Here is an 18,095-nt window from a genome sequence, read left to right on the forward strand (position 1 = left end):
GGGCAGCCGAGGCGTACGTCATCGTGGCGGCCGGGCCGTACGGCCATGGGCGTACCGCCCCCGCCGCACCCCTGTCGGGGCGGGGTGCGCACGAGTAGGCTCCGGCCGCTTGCCGCCCCTCACAGGCCCCTGGAGGAACCCGGTATGACCAGAGTCCGACGCCTGACCGTCCTGGGAGCGGCCGCCGCGCTGGCCGGCTCCCTGGTGGCGATACCGGCCGCGGCCGGGTCAGCAGCGGCCCCGCACCCCGGCCGCGCGGCCCCGGACCCCGCCACCGCACCGCGGAAGGCCCCGGTCGCCGTCGGCTACGGCGGCGCCGTCTCCAGCGTCGACGCGGACGCCTCCGCCGCCGGCATCGCGGTGCTCAGGGCGGGCGGCAACGCCGTGGACGCCGCGGTCGCCACCGCCGCCGCCCTCGGGGTCACCGAGCCCTACTCCGCCGGCATCGGTGGCGGCGGCTACCTCGTGTCCTACGACGCCCGGTCGCACGCGATACGCACCCTCGACGGCCGCGAGAGGGCCCCGCGCTCGGCCGGCCCGGACCTCTTCCTGGAGAACGGCGCACCGCTCCCCTTCGACCAGGCCGTCACCAGCGGGCTGGGCGTCGGCACCCCGGGCACCCCCGCCACCTGGGCCACCGCCCTGCGCGCCTGGGGCACCCGGTCCCTGGGCCAGGTGCTGGGCCCGGCCCGCAAGCTGGCCACCGACGGGTTCACCGTCGATGCGACCTTCCGCCGGCAGACCGCCGACAACGAGGCGCGCTTCCGGGACTTCCCGGCGACCGCCCGCCTCTTCCTGCCCGGCGGCAAGCTGCCGGCCGTGGGCTCGACCCTGAAGAACCCGGATCTGGCGCGCACCTACGGGGAGTTGGCGGCCAAGGGCGTCGGCGCGCTCTACGACGGTGCACTGGGCCGCGACCTCGTCCGGACCGTACGGACACCGCCGGTCCGCCCCGGCTCCACCCGCAGGGTGCGGCCCGGCCGGCTGACCACCGCCGATCTGCGCGCCTACCGGGCCCTGCAGCAGGCGCCGACCCACACCCGCTACCGCGGCCTCGACGTCTACGGCATGGCGCCGTCCTCCTCCGGCGGCACCACCGTCGCCGAGGCGCTCAACATCCTGGAGCGGAGCGACCTCTCCCACCTGAGCGAGCGGCAGTTTCTGCACCGGTACCTGGAGGCGAGCCGGATCGCCTTCGCCGACCGCGGCCGCTGGGTCGGCGACCCGGCGCAGGTGGACGTACCGACCAGGGGCCTCACCTCGCAGCGGTTCGCCGACTCCCGGGCCTGCCTGATCCGCGACGACAAGGCCCTGACCAGCCCGCTGGCGCCCGGCGACCCGCGCCACCCGACGCCCTGCGGCAGCGCGGGCCAGGCCGCCCCGACGACGTACGAGGGGCAGAACACCACCCATCTGACCGTCGCCGACAAGTGGGGCGATGTCGTCGCCTACACCCTGACCATCGAACAGACCGGCGGCAGCGGCATCGTCGTCCCCGGCCGCGGCTTCCTGCTCAACAACGAACTCACCGATTTCTCCTTCGCGCCCGCCGACCCGGCGGTCCGTGACCCCAACCTTCCCGGCCCCGGCAAGCGGCCGCGCTCGTCCATCTCGCCGACGATCGTGCTGCGGCACGGCCGGCCGGTGGTGGCGCTCGGCTCGCCCGGCGGCGCGACCATCATCACCACCGTGCTGCAGACCCTGGTCAACCACTTCGACCGGGGGATGCCCCTGGCCGAGGCCATCGCCGCGCCGCGCGCCAGCCAGCGCAACGCGGCACGCACCGACCTCGAACCCGCCCTGTGGAACAGCCCGCTGCGCACCCAACTCGAAGCGCTCGGCCACGCCTTCACGCAGAACCCGGAGATCGGGGCGGCCACCGGCGTCCAGCGGCTGCCGGACGGCCGCTGGCTGGCCGCGGCCGAGAAGGTACGGCGCGGCGGCGGGGCGGCCATGGTCGTCGACCCGCGGTGACGGCGCCGGCGTCCGGTCCACGGTCCCGAGCGGCGTATTCCGGACGACACACCGCAGGTACAGCCGGCCGCTGTGTGCCGTCCGTGTGTCGTCGATGTGCCGCCCCGCGCGGCACCGTTGATGGTGATCGAGGTGGCGATTAGCCTCCTGGGACCGTTCGTTCGAATGAGCGGTCCCAGGGAGGGCACGCAGCGTGAGCGTTGACGAGAGCCAGGACAGCGAGACCGGGACGGCCCCGGCCCGGCACACCGGCGCACCGGCCGGGGAGTTGGAGGGCCTCGCCGAACAGGCGCGGGCGCTGGCCGAGGGGCGGGTGACCTCGACCGCGCTGGTCCGGCGCGCGCTGGAGCGCATCGCGGCCACCCAGGGCACGGTCAACGCCTTCCGGCGGGTGCGCGGGGAGGCGGCGCAGGCCGAGGCCGCGGAGGCCGACCGCAGGCTGGCGGCCGGGGAGCGGCTGCCGCTGCTCGGGGTGCCGGTCGCGGTCAAGGACGACACCGATGTGGCGGGCGAGCCGACCGCCTTCGGCTGCGCCGGTGAGTTCCCGCCCAAGGAGCAGGACGCCGAGGTCGTCCGGCGGCTGCGCGCGGCCGGCGCGATCATCGTCGGCAAGACCAACGCCTGCGAACTGGGGCAGTGGCCGTTCACCGAGGGCCCGGCCTTCGGCAACACCTGCAACCCCTGGAACCTCGCCCACACCCCGGGCGGCTCGTCGGGCGGCTCGGCCGCGGCGGTCGCGGCCGGGCTGGTGCCCGCGGCCCTCGGCACCGACGGCGCCGGCTCGGTCCGCATCCCCGCCGCCTGGTCCCATCTGGTCGGCATCAAACCCCAGCGCGGCCGCATCTCCACCTGGCCCGACCCCGAGTCCTTCCAGGGCATCACCGGCATCGGACCGCTGGCCCGTACGGTCGGGGACGCGGCGCTGCTGCTGGACGTGGCCAGCGGCAACCACGAGGGCGATCTGCACCGGCCGCCCGCCATCGCGGCCCGTGAGGCGGCCGGCCGCGACCCGGGCCGGCTGCGGATCGCACTGTCCTGGAAGGCGCCCCTCACCTTCACCCGCAAGCCGCTGCACCCCGACGTGCGGGCCGCGGTCACCGGGCTCGCCCACACCCTGTCGGGCCTGGGGCACCTCGTCGAGGAGGCCGAACCGGACTACGGGCTGGTCGGGCTCGCCTTCGTGCCGCGCGCCACGGCCGGTGTGGGGGAGTGGGCGGACCGGGTCCCCGACCGCGCCCTGCTGGACCGCCGGACGCGGGGGGCGGCGCGGATGGGCCGGCTGCTGGGCGGCCCCGTGCTGCGCCGGGCGCGCGCCGCCGAACGGCGCCAACAGACCCGCATCGGCGCGCTGTTCGGCCCCTACGACGTCCTGCTGACGCCGACCACCGCCACTCCGCCCCCGCGCATCGGCACCCTCGCCAAGCTCAGCGGCTGGCGTACGGATCAGGCCATGATCGCTGCCTGCCCGTACGCCTGGCCGTGGAACGTCCTGGGCTGGCCCGGTGTGAGCGTGCCCGCGGGATTCAGCGCCGGCGGTCTGCCGCTGGGGGCCCAGCTGCTCGGCCCGGCCCACGCGGAGCCCCTGCTGATCTCGCTGGCCGCCCAGCTGGAGGACGCGCTGCGCTGGCACGAGCGGCGCCCGCCCGGCCACCCGGCGCCGCTCGACGGCCTGCCGCGCTGAGCCTCAGCCGAGCAGCGCCCGGATCGCCTCGGCCGTGTCGGTCTCGCCGAGCCGCGGGAAGATCCGCTCCAGGCTGTTGCGGTGCGCCTCGGGGTCCAGGTCGGTCACCGCGTCGGTGGCGATGGTGACGTGGTAGCCGTGCTCGTGCGCGGCCCGGGCGGTGGACTCGACGCCGATGCTGGTCGCGATGCCGGCGAGCACGACGTGGGTGACCCCGCGCCGGCGCAGCTCCAGGTCCAGGTTCGTGCCGTGGAAGGCGCCCCACTGCTGCTTGGTGACGAGGATGTCGCCGTCCTGCCGGTCGAGTTCGGGGACCAGCTCGGCCCAGTCGGCGGGCGGCGTGCCGCCCGGCCGCGGGGACTGGGTGCGGCCCGGCGCCCCGCCGGTGACGTTCACCAGGACGACGGGCAGCCGGCGGGCCCGGAAGGCGGCGGCCAGCCGGGCGCCGCGCCCGATGACCTCGGCGGCGGGCACCGGGACGCAGGGCAGGCCGGCGATGCCCCGCTGGAGGTCGACCAGTATCAGGGCGGACGTGGCATCGAGGGTGGTGGCGGGCACGGGTGCTCCTTGGGTGGTGACGGATGGTGACGCTATGACGTGTTTGGCGGAGGTGGTTGTGGTGGCCGTTGTGGCCGGGGGACCGATGGCCGGATTCAGCCGCCGGTCCCGGTCCGGGAGGTGCCGGGCCGCAGGCCGCGGTCGGCGAGGGTCAGGGCGAGCAGCAGCAGGCCGAGCACGACGCCGATCAGGGCGATCTCGTGCAGTCCGGAGTCCGTCGCACGCTGCCCGTACAGCACCCCGATGAGGCCGGACGCGGTGATCGCGCCGATGTACTGGGCGGTGCGCTGGAGCCCGGCGGCCGCACCCACGCCGTCGGCCGGTGCCTGGGCGTAGACGGCGGCCTGGTTGCCCGTCGAGGACAGGCCCTGCGGTATGCCGAAGAGCACCCCGGCGCCGAGCAGGACGATCAGCGGGCTGGCGCCGTGCAGCAGGAGCAGGACCCCGCCGCCCAGGGCGAGGGAGAGCGCGGCGAAGGCCAGCGGGCCGCGGATGCCCCGCGTCCGGGCGCCCACGAGGGAGAAGGCCGCGGCGGCCAGCGACAGCGGCAGCATGATCAGCCCGGCCTGGAAGGACGACGCGCCGTGCGCCTGCTCCAGCCACTGGCTGAAGCCGTACAGCACGCTGTACATGACGAGGTAGGCCAGGCCGTGGCGCAGATAGGTGCGCACCAGCGCGCCGTTGCGGGCGAGCATCCGCAGGTCGATGAAGGGCGCCGGATGGCGCAGCTGCCACCACACCAGGACGCCCGAGAGCAGCCCGGCCGGCGCCAGCAGCAGCCACTGCGGGTCCTGCAGCCGCAGCAGGAAGACCATGGCGCAGGTCAGCGCCGCGGCGAACAGGAGCATGCCCAGCGGGTCGAGGGAGGAGGAGCCGGCCCGGCCGCCTCCCGGCCGGGCCTCCTTCCGGTCGGCCGGGAGCCAGCGGAGGGCGCCGAGCAGGGCGAGCAGCGCGAGCGGCACGTTCACCGCGAACACCGCGCGCCACCCCGCCGTCGCGGCCAGCAGTCCGCCCAGGGTGGGGCCGATGGCCGCGCTGCTCATCGCGGCGAGGGAGAGCCGGCCGAGCACCCGGCGGGGGGTGGGCAGGCCGGTCCGCGCCGACTCGGCGCGCAGCACCGCCATCGCGGCGGGGTAGGCCGCCGCGGTACCGATCCCGAGCACCACCCGTGAGACGACCAGCAGCGCGAAGCCGGGCGCGCACGCCCCGATGACGCCCCCCACGCAGACGGTCACCGCACCGGCCAGGAACACCCGGCGCGGCCCGACGCGGTCGGCGAGCCGCCCCATCCACGGCTGTCCCACCGCGCTGGCGAGGTACATCGCGGAGATCAGCCAGGCGGTGTCGGCGGCGCCGACGTGGAAGTCCCGGCCGATGGCCACCAGCGCGGTGGCGATCATCGTCGAGTTGATGGGGTTCAGCAGCGAGCCGAGCAGCAGGGGCGCCAGCAGCCGGGCGCCGAAGGCGGGACCGGAGCCGGCGGGCGGCGCGCCGGTCTCCCGGGGCGGGGCGACGCGCGCGGACGGCAGGGCCGCTCCCGCTGCCACGCCGCTCCGTGCGGGGGCGGGGACCTCGTTCATTCCGGCATCAGCCGCCGCATCAGCACGGTGGCCGTCGCCAGGGTCCGCTGTTCCTCGGGCGTCAGCCGGTCGGCGATGGCCACCGCCAGCCAGTTGTGCTTGGCCTGCCGGACGAGGGCGAGAATCCGGCGGCCCTCCTCGGTGAGCGAGAAGACGACCTGGCGGCCGTCCGTCGGATGGGGGCGGCGGGCGAGGATCCCGCGTTCCTCCAGTGATCCGACGGTCAGCCGCATGGACTGCGGACGGACCCGCTCGGCACGGGCCAGGGCGGCGATGGTGGTCTCGCCGTCGGCATCGATGCGGCCGATCGCCGCGCGCTGGGTGGGGCTGAGCTCGCCGTGCGGCGAGGCGATGCGCATCTGCCGCATGAGCAGGGCGACGGCGGCGCCCAGCTCCGTCGCGAGGTGTTCGTGGTCCTTTTCCGGCATGCCTCCACCGTAGGATATCGACAGCCAAACTTGCAAGCTTGCCTGTCGATATTCCGGGGAGGCGCACGGGCGCGCCACAGGGGAGATGGTCTTGCCACGGTGCGTGACGGGGCTTACGGTCGCCTCCACACGCGTAGATCCCCGCGCGGGCTGCAGGCTGACGCATCGACAAAGGAGCAGCTCATGGCCGATGTTGTGCGTGCCGCACTGGTCCAGGCCACCTGGACCGGCGACACCGAATCGATGATCGCGAAGCATGAGGAGTACGCCAGGGCGGCGGCCGCGCAGGGCGCGAAGGTGATCGGCTTCCAGGAGGTCTTCAACGCTCCGTACTTCTGCCAGGTGCAGGAGCCCGAGCACTACCGCTGGGCCGAGCCGGTGCCCGACGGCCCGACCGTCCGGCGGATGCAGGACCTGGCCCGCGAGACCGGCATGGTCGTCGTCGTCCCCGTCTTCGAGGTCGAACAGTCCGGCTTCTACTACAACACCGCCGCCGTCATCGACGCCGACGGCACCTTCCTGGGCGCCTATCGCAAGCACCACATCCCGCAGGTCAAGGGCTTCTGGGAGAAGTACTACTTCAAGCCGGGCAACATCGGCTGGCCGGTCTTCGACACCGCCGTCGGCAAGGTCGGCGTCTACATCTGCTACGACCGCCACTTCCCGGAGGGCTGGCGGCAGCTGGGCCTCAACGGCGCCCAGCTGGTGTACAACCCCTCCGCCACATCCCGCGGCCTGTCCGCCTACCTGTGGCAGCTGGAACAGCCCGCGGCGGCGGTCGCCAACGAGTACTTCATCGCGGCCATCAACCGGGTCGGCGTCGAGGAGTACGGCGACAACGACTTCTACGGCACCAGCTACTTCGTCGACCCCCGGGGACAGTTCGTCGGTGAACCCGCCAGCGACACCAAGGAGGAACTGGTCGTCCGCGACCTCGACTTCTCCCTGATCGACGAGGTCCGCCAGCAGTGGGCCTTCTACCGCGACCGCCGCCCCGACGCCTATGACGGGCTGGTGCAGCCGTGACCCGGCAGCCCCACGAGCCGGCCGGCCTGCACGCCCGCCACCAGGCCGTCCTGCCCTCTTGGCTCAGCCTCTACTACGAGCGGCCGCTCGAACTCACCCACGGCGAGGGCCGGCACGTCTGGGACGCCGACGGCAACCGCTACCTCGATTTCTTCGGCGGCATCCTCACCACGATGACGGCCCATGCGCTGCCCGAGGTGACCAAGGCCGTCAGCGAGCAGGCCGGCCGCATCATCCACACCTCGACGCTCTACCTCTCGCGCCCCATGGTCGATCTGGCCGAGCGGATCGTGGCGCTGTCCGGCATCCCCGACGCCCGGGTCTTCTTCACCACCTCCGGCACCGAGGCCAACGACGCGGCGCTGCTGCTGGCCACCACGCACCGCCGCTCCAACCAGATCCTGGCGATGCGCAACAGTTACCACGGCCGCTCCTTCTCCACCGTCGGCATCACCGGCAACCAGAGCTGGTCGCCGACCAGCCTCTCGCCGCTCCAGGCCCTCTATGTGCACGGCGGGGTGCGCAGCCGCGGCCCGTACGCCGCGCTGAGCGACACCGAGTACACCGCGGCCTGCGTCGCCGACCTGGAGGACATGCTCCAGCAGACCGCGGGCGGCGTCGCCGCACTGATCGCCGAACCGGTCCAGGGCGTCGGCGGGTTCACCATGCCGCCGGACGGCCTCTACGCCGCCTTCCGCGAGGTGCTCGCCCGGCACGGAATCCTCTGGATCAGCGACGAGGTGCAGACCGGCTGGGGCCGCACCGGCGACCACTTCTGGGGCTGGCAGGCGCACGCCGAGAACGGCCCGCCGGACCTGCTCACCTTCGCCAAGGGCATCGGCAACGGCATGGCCATCGGCGGCGTGGTGGCCCGGGCCGAGGTGATGAACTCGCTCGGCGCGAACTCCATCTCCACCTTCGGCGGCAGCCCCGTCACCATGGCCGCGGGCCTCGCCAACCTCAACTACCTCCTCGAACACGACCTCCAGGGCAACGCGCGGCGGGTCGGCGGGCTGCTCATCGAACGGCTGCGGGCGGTGACCGCGGGCCTCGGCGTCGTACGGGAGGTGCGCGGTCGCGGCCTGATGATCGGCATCGAACTCGTCCGCCCCGGCACCGACGAGCGCGCGCCCGAGGCCGCGTCACTCGTCGTCGAGGCCGCCCGGGAGCGCGGTCTGCTGGTCGGCAAGGGCGGCCAGGGCGGCGCCTCGCTGCGCATCGCGCCCCCGATGACGCTGACCGTCGCCGAGGCGGAAGAGGGCGCGGCACTGCTCGCGGACGCCCTCCAGGCGGCGCAGGGGATGCTGACGCCGTCCTAGGGCGTGCTTCCGGCGGACGCGGCCGGGGCGGGACTCCCCGCTCCGGCGCCGGCCGTCGAGCCGGGGCGCGGCAGCTGCCACCGCCGTGCGCGCGGCCGCGCGCACGGACTATGCCCGGGTCGCCGCCTCCCGGACCGTCTCGGCCACCAGGGTGAAGAAGCGGGTGTGCGCCCGCCGGCTGCACGGGGCCTCCGGGTTCCACGGCAGCAGCCGGGCCCGGGCCTCGATCGCGCGCCAGTGCTCGTCGGTCCGCAGCTCCCCGGGCCGGGCCGCGTTGCCCCGCACGTCCATCAGCACGACGTCCGGCGCCATCGCCGCGGCGTCCGCCCACCCGACCGTGGACCAGTTCAGCCCGGGCCCGGCCGCCGGCTCCAGCAGCCCCACACCGTGTTCGGCCAGCGCCCGCAGCTCCGGCCACGAGCCGGGCCGCGCCAGATGCACCCGCTCGGGTCCGGCGGGCGACAGCGCCAGCACCCGCGGCCGTACCGCGCCGCCGGCCGCCTGCCGCAGGGCGTCCTCCGCCGCGTCCAACTCGCGTGCCGCGCCCAGGGGTTCGCCCCGTCCGAGCGAGCCGGCGAGCGCCGCGAACCGTGCGCGCACCTCGGCAAGGCTGCGGCCGGGGCCCACCGCGACCGTGGCGAGCGGGACCTGCGCCTCCAGCTCCAGCGCCGTCTTCTGCTCCAGCCCGTAGACCTGCTCGCCGTCGTAGGTCACCGCCACCACCAGATCCGGCTCGGCCGCCAGCAGGGCGTCCGGGTGCAGTGCGTCGCCCGCGCCGAGGTAGTCGATCTCGCCGAGCGGCAGCTCCCCGCTCTTGGCGGGGTCGGGGGCGGCGCCGTCGTGCGGGGACCCGAACAGCCCCACGGGCCGTATCCCGTGGTCCCACAGCGTCGCCCCCGCCTGTATGTACGCCACGATCCGGTACGGACGCTCCCCGGCCACCGCGAGGCGCCCCCGGTCGTCGGAGAACTCCCACGGTGTGCTCCGGTCCATGACCTGCCGCCTTCCGCGTCGTCCGCCGGGTGCCGCAGCGCCCGCCCGCGAGGGTCCCCGCCCGCGTCGGCGGATATCTGCCCACCGGGCCACCCCCGCACCCCTCCGGCCCCGCCGTGCGCACCCCCGCCCCGGCCCGCGTTCAACCGTCCAGCTGATCGTGGGCGCAACACGACGGGTCTCCACTGATTCACGGTCACGGTATTGCCACCGTGGGTGACATGCTTCTACGGTCTCCCTCTCGGCCGGAATCTACGGGTGTAGACCGGTGGTGACGTGGCGTCAGCGGAGCGGACCTGCCGAGGGGACGGTGCGCGTCGGGCTCCGCCTTCCGGTGCCACACGGATGTCGCTGATGCGAAGGGAGCAGGGATGGTGGGACGTACGCTCATCCGGGGCGGTCTGGTGATCACCGCCGCCGATGAGATCCACGCCGATGTCCTGGTGGAGGAGGGCCGGATCGCGGCCCTCGCCGCACACGGCTGCCCCGGCGCGGAGAGCTGGGCGGGGGCGGCGGACCGGGTCCTCGACGCCACCGGCAAATATGTCATTCCGGGCGGCGTCGACGCCCACACCCACCTGGACTTCCCCTTCGGCGGGACCTTCTCCTCCGACACCTTCGAGACCGGCACCCGCGCCGCGGCCTGGGGCGGCACCACCACCCTCATCGACTTCGCGGTGCAGTCGCGCGGCAAGTCCCTGCGCGACGGCCTGGACACCTGGCACGCCAAGTCCGACGCACAATGCGCCATCGACTACGCGTTCCACATGATCCTCTCGGACGTCAACGAGCACACCCTCAAGGAGCTGGACCTCCTGGTCGCGGAGGGCGTCACCTCCTTCAAGCTGTTCACCGCCTACCCCGGTGTCTTCTACAGCGACGACGGGCAGATCCTGCGGGCCATGCAGCGCTCGGCCGACAACGGCGGGCTGGTGATGATGCACGCCGAGAACGGCATCGCCATCGACGTCCTGGTCGAACAGGCGCTGGCCGAGGGGAAGACCGACCCGCGCTACCACGGCGAGGTCCGCCGGGTCCTCCTGGAGGCCGAGGCCACCCACCGCACCATCCAGCTGGCGCGGGTGGCCGGCGCCCCGCTCTATGTCGTCCACGTCTCCGCCGAGGAGGCCCTCGCCGAGATCGCCCAGGCCCGCGACAAGGGGCTGAACGTCTTCGGCGAGACCTGCCCGCAGTATCTGTTCCTGTCCACCGACAACCTCGCCGAGCCGGACTTCGAGGGCGCCAAATACGTCTGCTCCACGCCCCTGCGGCCCCGTGAGCACCAGGCGGCGCTGTGGCGCGGGCTGCGCACCAACGACCTCCAGGTGGTCTCCACCGACCACTGCCCCTTCTGCTTCCAGGGGCAGAAGGAGCTGGGCCGCGGCGACTTCTCCAAGATCCCCAACGGGATGCCCGGGGTGGAGAACCGGATGGACCTCCTCCACCAGGGTGTCGTGGAGGGCCGGATCAGCCGCCGGCGCTGGATCGAGATCGCCTGCGCCACCCCGGCGCGGATGTTCGGCCTGTACCCGAAGAAGGGCACCATCGCCCCCGGCGCCGACGCCGACATCGTCCTCTACGACCCCACCGCCGAGCAGACCCTCTCCGCCGAGACCCACCACATGAACGTCGACTACTCGCCGTACGAGGGCAAGCGGCTCACCGGCCGTGTCGAGACGGTCCTCTCCCGGGGCGAACTCGTCATCGAACGCCGCGAGTTCACCGGGCACGCGGGGCACGGCCAGTACATCCCGCGCGGCACCTGCCAGTACCTCATCTAAGGAGCCCGCCGTGGATTTCGGACTCGTTCTGCAGGCCGACCCGCCCGCTTCCGCCGTCGTCTCCCTGATGCGCCGGGCCGAGCGCAACGGCTTCCGCTACGGCTGGACCTTCGACTCCGCCGTCCTGTGGCAGGAGCCGTTCGTCATCTACAGCCGCATCCTGGACCACACCGAGCGGCTGATCGTCGGCCCGATGGTCACCAACCCCTCCACCCGCACCCCCGAGGTCACCGCCTCCACCTTCGCCACCCTCAACGAGATGTACGGCAACCGCACCGTCTGCGGCATCGGCCGCGGCGACTCCGCGATGCGGGTGGCCGGGCGGCCGCCCAACACCCTGGCCCGGCTGGGCGAGGCGATCGGCGTCATCCGCGATCTCGCCGAGGGCCGGGCGGCGGACGTCGGCGGCCACCGGGTCCAGATCCCCTGGGTCCGCGACGGCAAGCTGCCGGTCTGGATGGGCGCCTACGGCCCCAAGGCCCTGGCGATGGCGGGCGAACTGGCCGACGGCTTCATCCTCCAGCTCGCCGACCCCTTCCTCACCGAGTGGATGGTCAAGGCCGTCCGGCAGGCCGCGGCGGACGCCGGACGCGACCCGGCCGAGGTCACCATCTGCGTCGCCGCCCCCGCCTACGTGGGCGACGACCTCGACCACGCCCGCGCGCAGTGCCGCTGGTTCGGCGGCATGGTCGGCAACCACGTCGCCGACCTCGTCGCACGCTACGGCGACCGCTCCGGCCTGGTCCCGGAGGAGCTGACCGAGTACATCAAGGCCCGTGAGGGCTACGACTACGCCCAGCACGGCCGGGCCGGCAGCCCACACGCCGACTTCGTCCCGGACGCCGTCATCGACCGCTTCTGCCTGCTCGGCCCGGTCGCCGCGCACCGTGAGCGGCTGGAGCAGCTCAAGGCGCTGGGCGTCGACCAGTTCGCGCTCTACGCCATGCACGACGCCAAGGAATCCACCATCGACGCCTACGGAACAGAGCTGATCCCCGCGTTCGCCTGAACGGGCGCCGGGGCGCGGCATCGTGCGGCGGGGCCGGGGCCCGCGGGACCATCCCCCGCGGGCCGCCGCCCCGTCCCACCGCCCGGCAGCCGGCGGCCCGTACCCGGACGAAAGGCCCCCGTATGCCCGCGACCCCCGCACCCGTGCCGCCGGACCTCCCCCTGGCGCCGCCCGGGCAGCGCACCGCCCCGGACGGCCGGGTCGAACCGGCACCGGGCGCCATCGCCCCGCACGGCCGCTACGTCAACGACGACCTGCGGCCCGTCCCCCTGGCCGAACGCCGCTGGACCACCTACAACTTCACCGCCCTGTGGGTCGGCATGGCCCACAACATCCCCTCCTGGACGCTCGCCTCCGGTCTGGTCGCACTCGGCATGGACTGGCTCCAGGCGGTCCTGACCATCGCCCTGGCCAATGTCGTCGTCCTGGTCCCGATGCTGCTCACCGGGCACGCGGGACCCAAGTACGGCATCCCGTTCCCCGTCCTGGCCCGGGCCTCGTTCGGGCTGCGCGGCGCCAACCTGCCCGCGCTGGTGCGCGCCGCCGTGGCCTGCTGCTGGTTCGGCATCCAGACCTGGATCGGCGGCCAGGGCATCTACGTCCTGCTGGGCAAGATCTTCGGCGGCGGCTGGGCGGAGGCGGCCACCATCGGCGGCTACCCCTGGACCCTGTGGCTCTGCTTCCTGGCCTTCTGGGCCGTCGAACTCGCCATCATCCACCGGGGCATGGAGACCCTGCGCCGCTTCGAGAACTGGGCCGCGCCCTTCGTCCTCGTCGGCGCGCTGGCACTGCTGGGCTGGGTGGCGTACCAGGCGGGCGGCTTCGGTCCGCTCCTGGACCAGCCGAGCGCACTGGGCTGGGGCCACGACTTCTGGAAGGTCTTCTTCCCCGCCCTCATGGGCATGATCGGTTTCTGGGCCACCCTGTCCCTCAACATCCCCGACTTCACCCGCTTCGGCGCCGGCCAGCGGGCCCAGGTCTGGGGACAGTCCCTGGGCCTGCCGACCACGATGACGGCGTTCGCCCTGCTCTCCGTCCTGGTCACCTCCGGCTCACAGGCGGTGTACGGGGCGCCGATCTGGGACCCGGTCGCCCTGGCCGGGAAGTCCGACAGCGTCTTCGGCCTGCTCTTCGCGCTGGTCACGGTCCTGATCGCGACGATCTCCGTCAACATCGCCGCCAACGTGGTCTCGCCCGCCTACGACCTGGCTCATCTGGCGCCGAAGCTCATCACCTTCCGCCGGGGCGCGCTGATCACCGGCGTGGTCGGCGTGGTCATCCTGCCGTGGAAGCTCACCGCCACGCCCGAGCTGTACATCTTCACCTGGCTCGGCGTGGTCGGCGGACTGCTCGGCACGGTCGCCGGCATCCTCATCGCCGACTACTGGATCATCCGCCGCACCGTCCTCGACCTCACCGACCTCTACCGCCCCGGCGGCCGCTACTGGTACGCCGCCGGCTGGAACTGGCGCGCCGTCCTCGCCTTCACCGCCGGCGGCCTGCTCGCCATCGGCGGCTCCTACTCCCACCCCGGCAAGGGCCCTTTCCCCACCGACGGCCTGATCCCCCTCCTCAAACCCCTGGCCGACTACGGCTGGGCGGTCGGCCTGTGCACCGCCTTGGCCCTCTACACGCTGCTCATGACTACGGCGTCCGGGCGCGGGGGCCGGGCGCTCTGACCCTGTCCCACCGGGCGCACGGAGGCCTCCTCCTGGGCATCCAGGAGGAGGCCGTTCCCATGTCGGCGTACGCGCCTACGCGGTGAAGTTCCCCGCCCGTACGTCAGTGATGAACGCTGACCATGCGTTCGGCTGGAAGGTCAGGGCCGGTCCGTTGGGGTCCTTGCTGTCCCGGATGGGAACGGTGCCGTGGGCGTCTGCGTGCGCCGGGGACCACTCCACGCAGTTACCGCCGTCTTGGCTGCTGTAGCTGGACTTGACCCACGGGTGTAGCAGGGGGGTCACGATGCCTCCATAGCTGTCGGATCATCCAGGTACGCGCCTACGCGGTGAAGTTCCCCGCCCGTACGTCAGTGATGAACGCTGACCATGCGTTCGGCTGGAAGGTCAGGGCCGGTCCGTTGGGGTCCTTGCTGTCCCGGATGGGAACGGTGCCGTGGGCGTCTGCGTGCGCCGGGGACCACTCCACGCAGTCGCCGCCGTCTTGGCTGCTGTGGCTGGACTTGACCCACGGGTGTATCAGGGGGGTCACGATGCCTCCATAAGCTGTCGGATCATCCGGGCTGACGCGTCACGCGAGAGGGCTGAAGCGGTGAGTACATCGTAAGACCGGGAGAGCAGCCGCACCGTGGAGGGATCATCGATGATCGTTCCTGATCTGACGCCCTCGGTGTAGATCACGGGCGGGTCGTCCGGGGTGGTCAGAATGGACATGGAACCGTCCATGAGCCCGTGGGTCTCCCCAGATAAAGGCATCACCTGTAGCACGGTGGTCCGCCGGGTGCCGTGGGCGAGCAACGCGGAGAGCTGTTCCCGCATCACGTTCGGGCCGCCGACGTTCCGTCGAAGCACCGACTCGCAGATGACCACGGAGAAGTCCGGCGGGGAAGTGCCCTTCAGTACTTCCTGTCTCGCCATTCGCGCTCGGACCAGAGTGGCCACCTCGTCGTCACTGGCGCGCGGGTCGCCCTCCCGGAGAAGAGCCCGCGCGTATGGCGCCGTTTGAAGGAGTCCCGGCACCACCGTGGGTGACCATGCGGAGATGCTGACCGCCTTTGGCTCCAGCTCGATTCGCCTTCGGGAATGCACCGGGAACGACTGGGCGGTGATTTCCTCGTACAGCCGCTTGAACAATCCGTCTGTCGAGAAGACCTGGTCCAGCCGGGCCGGGAGGTCCGGAGGGATCGGCCCCAGGCATGTTTCCACGCGGCTGATGGTGCTCTTCGACGTGCGGACCAGTTTCGCCAGTTGTGTCTGGTTCAGCGGCCCGTCCGGGTGCAACTCCCTCGCGCTCCGGCACTCCTCGGCGAACTGTCGACGTGGGTCGTATGCGCCTCCGGCGTCTCCTGGTTCCTCTCCATTGGAGCCCATAACTCCCCCTGACCATTGACGTGGTCACTCGTGGTGGCGCCGGCATCCAAGCCGGTCAACGGCATGCGCATGTGCCAGCCTGCCCAATGCCCAGGTTGGGCGCTGGTTCTCTCCCACCGTAGCGATTTTTACCCCACTCTGGTCACCAACCAGACGCACAGAGTGAGGAGTTCGGATGGCTGAGCGAACAGTTGGGGCTTCGCCCGGTGACCTGGCGGAGGGTGTGCGATGAGTGCCCGTGAGCGCGGGGAACCGGCCGCCGTGTGGGCCGGCTCGGCGCTGGAGCCCGTGCCGGTTCCCGGGTGCACCGTGTGCGAGTCCTGCGGCCGGCAGCGGGAGGTGGCCCGGCGGGCGGGCCGTTCGCTGGAGGTCCGGAGCCTTGACGGGGTGATCGCGGGTCACCCGCACGGCAGGGGGGTGAGGTGAGCTGCCCGAAGTGCCATGCCCTGGAACAGGAGTTGGCGGCGGCCGAGGAGACCGGGGACCGGAGCCGTGCCGTGGACTGTCGCGTGCTGCTCCGGCGCCACCCCCGACACGACGGCGTACCCGTGGAGGCGGGCGCGCGGTCCCCAGCACGGACAACCATCGATGAGAGCACACCGGAGGAATCGTGAACATGGTCCTTTCGCACGACGGTGGCGACAAGCTCCCGGGGGAGCCGTACCCGGGCCCGCATCAGCCGCCGTCCCCCGACGGCGGACCCGGCGCCCCCAACCCGCCGAAGGCCGCCTGAACCGATGACCACCAACGCACCGAAGGAGCGCCCCGCCCTTGACGGGCCGGGGCGTGCCCTCATGTCTTCCGGGGCTCTTTCCTCCGACTGGGCTCCCTCGTACGCGGCCGTGCCGCGTTCCACCGTCCTGCCGGAACTCATGTGGCCGTTCGACATGGCGGCGGGCCGGAGCGTGGCCGTTTCCAGAGCGGACGACCCCGCCAAGTGGCAGGAGTTCGCGGACTCCGACGTGCCGATCGTCACGCAGTGGGACGACGGCAAGCACACCGGCACCGCACCGGGCCGCGTTCCGACCAGCTCCGCGTCCATGCCGTCGGTCGTGTTCCGGATGCTCCAGGACCTGGCCCTTCAGCCCGGCCACAAGGTGCTGGAAATCGGTACCGCCACGGCCTGGAACGCGTTGCTCATGGCCCACCGTGCGGGGCCGGGCTACGTGACCACGATGGAGGTGGACCGGGCGGTGGCCACGTCCGCGACGGCGACCGTCGAGCGCTGGGGAGTACCCCTGCGCGTCGTCCACGGTGACGGGTTCCAGGGGCATCCGGACGGGGCGCCGTATGACCGGGTCATCGCCACGTGCGGGCTCCGTTCCCTCCCGTTCGCGTGGGTGGAGCAGTGCCGGCCGGGCGGCGTCCTCGTCGCCCCCTGGGGGACGCATTACAGCAACGCCGACGCGGTGGCCCGGCTGGTGGTCGCGCCCGACGGCGCCAGTGCGTCCGGCAGGTTCACCGGCCCCGTGGAGTTCATGAAGCTCCGGTCCCAACGGTTCGTCCCCCGGCCCCACTCCGAGTACGTCACGGGGAGCGTGGCGGACGGCGTCGAGTCCGCCACGACGCTCACCGAAGCGGACTTCGTCGGGGCACAATTCGGGCCGGAGCGGTTCGCCATGGGCCTCCGCATCCGCCGGTGCTCGTACCTCGTGGCGACCAAGCGCGAGGGCGCGCTGCCGGTCTGGTTCTACAGCCTCAGTGACCGGTCCTGGGCATGCTGCATGTTCCGCGACGGGGACAGCGCGCGCGTCTGGCAGTCCGGCCCCCGCCGGCTGTGGGATGAAGCGGAGGCGGCGTTCCGGTGGTGGGACAGTCATGGCCGTCCGGGCCATTCGCGGTTCGGTCTGACCGTGACCGCCGACGGCGAAAGGGTGTGGCTGGACGATCCGGCCGACTCCTGGGCCCTGTGAGACCGCAGGGGCCTCAACGGCCCGCCGTCAGCCCCGCCAGCAGTCTCGGCAGGGCCGTGCCGATCGGTTCCCGGACGACCTCGTCGGCGCGGTCGTCGTAGGGGGTCGGCTCGGCGTTGACGATGATCAGCCGGGCGCCGTGGTCGGCCGCCACCCCGGCGAGCGCGGCGGCGGGCTGGACCTGGAGCGTGCTGCCGACGGCGAGGAAGACGTCGGCCGCCTTCGCCACGCTCAGGGCCGTACCGAGCACCTGCGGATCCAGCCGCTGGCCGAACATCACCGTCGCCGACTTCAGGATCCCGCCGCACACCCGACACGCCGGATCGGGCTCACCCGCGGCCACCCGGTCCAGGGCCTCCGCCATGGACGACCGCGCATCGCAGCCGGTGCAGACCACCGCCCGTACGGTGCCGTGCAGTTCGAGGACCTTGCGCGCGGGCACGCCCGCGAGCTGGTGCAGGCCGTCCACGTTCTGCGTGATCACCCGCACCGGCGTCCCGGACCGCTCCAGCCGGGCCACCGCCTCGTGCCCGGCGTTCGGCCGCGCCCGGAACGCCGGGCTCTCCTGCCGCATCCGCCACGACCGCCGCCGGATCTCCGGATCGCCCATGTACGCGTCGTAGGTGACGAGCTTCTCCGCCTCCGGGTCCCGCCGCCACAGCCCGTTCGGCCCGCGGTAGTCGGGGATCCCGGAGTCGGTCGAGATCCCCGCCCCGGTGAGGAGGGCGACGAGGGGGCGGCGGGGCGACTGGTCGGGGGACACATCGGTGCCGGTCATGGGGC

General features: G+C 72.9%; 16 protein-coding genes. 8 read left to right on the forward strand and 8 right to left on the reverse strand.

What is annotated here, in order from left to right; translation table 11 throughout:
- Positions 1–144: 144 nt before the first annotated feature.
- Together ggt and ACQP17_RS28955 are read left to right on the forward strand one after the other, a co-directional pair.
- Positions 145–1,974 carry a gamma-glutamyltransferase gene (gene ggt / locus ACQP17_RS28950; RefSeq protein ID WP_433858913.1) on the forward strand — a complete coding sequence of 610 codons (1,830 nt, stop codon included), beginning with the start codon at positions 145–147 and terminating at the stop codon, positions 1,972–1,974.
- Between the two features lie 193 nt (positions 1,975–2,167).
- Complete coding sequence (locus ACQP17_RS28955) at positions 2,168–3,655, forward strand: amidase (RefSeq protein WP_433858914.1); 1,488 nt, start codon at positions 2,168–2,170, stop codon at positions 3,653–3,655.
- Positions 3,656–3,658: 3 nt separating this feature from the next.
- Here ACQP17_RS28955 and ACQP17_RS28960 read toward each other — a convergent pair whose 3' ends face one another.
- The 3 genes from ACQP17_RS28960 to ACQP17_RS28970 all read right to left on the reverse strand — a co-directional run bounded on the left by ACQP17_RS28960 (position 3,659) and on the right by ACQP17_RS28970 (position 6,221).
- Complete coding sequence (locus tag ACQP17_RS28960) at positions 3,659–4,213, reverse strand: isochorismatase family protein (protein WP_433858915.1); 555 nt, start codon at positions 4,211–4,213, stop codon at positions 3,659–3,661.
- A 95-nt stretch (positions 4,214–4,308) separates the two neighbouring features.
- Positions 4,309–5,793, reverse strand: a complete 1,485-nt coding sequence (locus ACQP17_RS28965; RefSeq protein WP_433858916.1) for an MFS transporter — start codon at positions 5,791–5,793, stop codon at positions 4,309–4,311.
- Positions 5,790–6,221: a MarR family winged helix-turn-helix transcriptional regulator gene (locus ACQP17_RS28970; RefSeq protein WP_433858917.1), complete on the reverse strand. Its 432-nt coding sequence runs from the start codon at positions 6,219–6,221 to the stop codon at positions 5,790–5,792. The genes ACQP17_RS28965 and ACQP17_RS28970 overlap by 4 nt, the downstream gene beginning before the upstream one ends.
- 183 nt (positions 6,222–6,404) lie before the next feature.
- Between ACQP17_RS28970 and ACQP17_RS28975 the strand changes: the two genes are divergently transcribed.
- Positions 6,405–7,247 (forward strand): nitrilase-related carbon-nitrogen hydrolase, encoded by an 843-nt coding sequence (locus tag ACQP17_RS28975; RefSeq protein ID WP_364879793.1) that lies wholly within the window; start codon positions 6,405–6,407, stop codon positions 7,245–7,247.
- Positions 7,244–8,566, forward strand: a complete 1,323-nt coding sequence (locus ACQP17_RS28980; protein ID WP_433858918.1) for an aspartate aminotransferase family protein — start codon at positions 7,244–7,246, stop codon at positions 8,564–8,566. Before ACQP17_RS28975 ends, ACQP17_RS28980 begins: the two co-directional genes overlap by 4 nt.
- Positions 8,567–8,674: 108 nt before the next feature.
- Here the strand turns inward: ACQP17_RS28980 and ACQP17_RS28985 are convergent, their stop codons facing one another.
- On the reverse strand, positions 8,675–9,559 hold the full coding sequence (locus ACQP17_RS28985) for an ABC transporter substrate-binding protein (protein ID WP_433858919.1): 885 nt from the start codon (positions 9,557–9,559) through the stop codon (positions 8,675–8,677).
- Positions 9,560–9,930: 371 nt separating this feature from the next.
- On the opposite strand from ACQP17_RS28985, the gene hydA reads away from it, so the two are divergent.
- The 3 genes from hydA to ACQP17_RS29000 all read left to right on the forward strand — a co-directional run bounded on the left by hydA (position 9,931) and on the right by ACQP17_RS29000 (position 14,028).
- On the forward strand, positions 9,931–11,340 hold the full coding sequence (hydA, locus tag ACQP17_RS28990; protein ID WP_433858920.1) for a dihydropyrimidinase: 1,410 nt from the start codon (positions 9,931–9,933) through the stop codon (positions 11,338–11,340).
- 10 nt (positions 11,341–11,350) lie between these two features.
- Complete coding sequence (locus ACQP17_RS28995) at positions 11,351–12,349, forward strand: TIGR03842 family LLM class F420-dependent oxidoreductase (protein ID WP_433858921.1); 999 nt, start codon at positions 11,351–11,353, stop codon at positions 12,347–12,349.
- Positions 12,350–12,471: 122 nt separating this feature from the next.
- Positions 12,472–14,028, forward strand: coding sequence for an NCS1 family nucleobase:cation symporter-1 (locus ACQP17_RS29000; RefSeq protein ID WP_433858922.1), 1,557 nt, complete (start codon positions 12,472–12,474; stop codon positions 14,026–14,028).
- Between the two features lie 75 nt (positions 14,029–14,103).
- Here ACQP17_RS29000 and ACQP17_RS29005 read toward each other — a convergent pair whose 3' ends face one another.
- Genes ACQP17_RS29005 through ACQP17_RS29015 form a run of 3 tightly spaced genes read right to left on the reverse strand, consistent with a single transcriptional unit; the run spans position 14,104 to position 15,399 of the window.
- Positions 14,104–14,313: a DUF397 domain-containing protein gene (locus ACQP17_RS29005; protein ID WP_433858923.1), complete on the reverse strand. Its 210-nt coding sequence runs from the start codon at positions 14,311–14,313 to the stop codon at positions 14,104–14,106.
- 37 nt (positions 14,314–14,350) lie between these two features.
- Positions 14,351–14,560 (reverse strand): DUF397 domain-containing protein, encoded by a 210-nt coding sequence (locus ACQP17_RS29010; protein ID WP_433858924.1) that lies wholly within the window; start codon positions 14,558–14,560, stop codon positions 14,351–14,353.
- The gene (locus ACQP17_RS29015) at positions 14,557–15,399 is read right to left on the reverse strand and encodes a Scr1 family TA system antitoxin-like transcriptional regulator (protein ID WP_433858925.1); all 843 of its coding nucleotides are present in this window, start codon (positions 15,397–15,399) and stop codon (positions 14,557–14,559) included. Before ACQP17_RS29015 ends, ACQP17_RS29010 begins: the two co-directional genes overlap by 4 nt.
- A gap of 737 nt (positions 15,400–16,136) precedes the next feature.
- Between ACQP17_RS29015 and ACQP17_RS29020 the strand changes: the two genes are divergently transcribed.
- Positions 16,137–17,312: a protein-L-isoaspartate(D-aspartate) O-methyltransferase gene (locus ACQP17_RS29020; protein ID WP_433858926.1), complete on the forward strand. Its 1,176-nt coding sequence runs from the start codon at positions 16,137–16,139 to the stop codon at positions 17,310–17,312.
- A 13-nt stretch (positions 17,313–17,325) separates the two neighbouring features.
- On the opposite strand, the gene ACQP17_RS29025 is transcribed toward ACQP17_RS29020, so the two are convergent.
- Positions 17,326–18,090, reverse strand: coding sequence for an SIR2 family NAD-dependent protein deacylase (locus ACQP17_RS29025; protein ID WP_433858927.1), 765 nt, complete (start codon positions 18,088–18,090; stop codon positions 17,326–17,328).
- Positions 18,091–18,095 lie beyond the last annotated feature (5 nt).

The organism is Streptomyces kronopolitis, assembly GCF_050953795.1.
Taxonomy (GTDB): Bacteria; Actinomycetota; Actinomycetes; order Streptomycetales; family Streptomycetaceae; genus Streptomyces; species Streptomyces kronopolitis_A.

What these genes read in the sequence shown, in the direction of transcription:
- ggt (WP_433858913.1), top strand. Translation starts at nt 145, where the DNA reads ATGACCAGAGTCCGACGCCTGACCGTCCTGGGAGCGGCCGCCGCGCTG.
- ACQP17_RS28965 (WP_433858916.1), bottom strand. Translation starts at nt 5,793, where the DNA reads ATGAACGAGGTCCCCGCCCCCGCACGGAGCGGCGTGGCAGCGGGAGCG.
- ACQP17_RS28970 (WP_433858917.1), bottom strand. Translation starts at nt 6,221, where the DNA reads ATGCCGGAAAAGGACCACGAACACCTCGCGACGGAGCTGGGCGCCGCC.
- ACQP17_RS28975 (WP_364879793.1), top strand. Translation starts at nt 6,405, where the DNA reads ATGGCCGATGTTGTGCGTGCCGCACTGGTCCAGGCCACCTGGACCGGC.
- ACQP17_RS28985 (WP_433858919.1), bottom strand. Translation starts at nt 9,559, where the DNA reads ATGGACCGGAGCACACCGTGGGAGTTCTCCGACGACCGGGGGCGCCTC.
- hydA (WP_433858920.1), top strand. Translation starts at nt 9,931, where the DNA reads ATGGTGGGACGTACGCTCATCCGGGGCGGTCTGGTGATCACCGCCGCC.
- ACQP17_RS29000 (WP_433858922.1), top strand. Translation starts at nt 12,472, where the DNA reads ATGCCCGCGACCCCCGCACCCGTGCCGCCGGACCTCCCCCTGGCGCCG.
- ACQP17_RS29015 (WP_433858925.1), bottom strand. Translation starts at nt 15,399, where the DNA reads ATGGGCTCCAATGGAGAGGAACCAGGAGACGCCGGAGGCGCATACGAC.
- ACQP17_RS29020 (WP_433858926.1), top strand. Translation starts at nt 16,137, where the DNA reads ATGACCACCAACGCACCGAAGGAGCGCCCCGCCCTTGACGGGCCGGGG.
- ACQP17_RS29025 (WP_433858927.1), bottom strand. Translation starts at nt 18,090, where the DNA reads ATGACCGGCACCGATGTGTCCCCCGACCAGTCGCCCCGCCGCCCCCTC.